The following is a 1,239-nucleotide window of genomic DNA, read 5'->3' on the forward strand; positions in this document are numbered from 1 at the left end:
GTCTGCTTTGCAAGATGTGGATTCAACGGGTCGCCGCAACACACTGAGCAAACTTCTGTGCCGGTGTTTCGTATTGTAAGGTCTTTCGTGGCCGTTCGTTGAGTTGCCTCGCAACGGCGCTGAGCTTGGCTTGGCTGTAAGCTGATATGTCGAGGCCTCTTGGAAAGTACTGGCGCAGGAGGCGATTGGTATTTTCGTTGCTACCACGGTGCCACGGCGATTGAGGATCGCAGAAATAGACGTCAATCTTGGTGGCCATGGTGAAGGTCAGATGGCCCGTCATTTCTGAGCCACGATCCCATGTCAGCGAGCGGTAGAGCTCCTTGGGCAGTTTGCGGGCTTGCTTGATCAGGGCGGTGATGACGCTCTGCGTGTCCTTGTTTGCGACCTTTGCCAGCATCACGAAGCGAGAATGCCGCTCAACCAGCGTGGCAATGTAGCTGTTGTTGGCGCCAACGATCAAATCGCCTTCCCAGTGGCCAGGCACGGCGCGATCCTCGATTTCGGGCGGGCGTTCACTGATCGGTACTGCATCCTTGATCTTCCGTAGTTTCAGCCCCTTCTGCGTTGCATGCCGGGACCTGCGGATGGCGCGTGGGCTGCGCAGGCATTGCTGAAGGTCTTTCTTTAGAACACCCCGCGTCTGCACATAGAGGCTGCGATAGATCGTTTCGTGGCTCACACGCTCTTGCTCCTCCTGATGCCTGCGCATCAGCCATCCCGCGATCTGCTGAGACGACCACTTCAATCGCAGCTTTCGAGCAATGAACCGGCACAAAGCCTCGTTGAAAGAGAGCTTACAGGCCTTTGGTCGCTTTGCGCAGTCCCACGCGCGTTGATCGGATTGGGCTGCGCGATACGACTTGCGCCCGCCGTTTCTGCGGACCTCCCGGCTAACCGTCGATGGGGCACGCTTGAGATCGTGTGTAATGGAACGCAAAGAACGATCCAATGCCAATCCACGAGATATCTCTTCACGCTCCTCGAGGCTCAACGCCTGCCGAGACCTCTTGCGCGCGGGAGGGCGAATGCCGCCCGTCAAAGCCAGATGCGGAAAGATCGATGAAGATGCGCGGTCAAACCTGCGACCAATGGAACTCAGTGACTCTCCTCGCTGCCACCGATCCCACATCTCCGACTTCTGCTGGTCGGTATAGAACGTCCTCGTCCGATACTTCATCTTCAACACTCCATCTTTCCAAAAAGACTAAAGTGTTGCGACCACCCATTGAATCCTCA

General features: G+C 56.5%; 1 protein-coding gene. It reads right to left on the reverse strand.

Features of this window, described 5'->3' with window-relative positions:
- Positions 1-22: 22 nt before the first annotated feature.
- Positions 23-1,180 (reverse strand): IS30 family transposase, encoded by a 1,158-nt coding sequence (locus MUB52_RS23875; protein ID WP_263846661.1) that lies wholly within the window; start codon positions 1,178-1,180, stop codon positions 23-25.
- Between the last annotated feature and the right edge of the window lie 59 nt (positions 1,181-1,239).

Origin of the sequence: Roseobacter sinensis (genome assembly GCF_025755255.1) — a bacterium.
In the GTDB taxonomy this organism is placed as follows: Bacteria; Pseudomonadota; Alphaproteobacteria; order Rhodobacterales; family Rhodobacteraceae; genus Roseobacter; species Roseobacter sinensis.

Excerpts from the sequence above, each read along its gene's own strand:
- MUB52_RS23875 (WP_263846661.1), bottom strand. The coding sequence starts at position 1,180 with ATGAAGTATCGGACGAGGACGTTCTATACCGACCAGCAGAAGTCGGAG.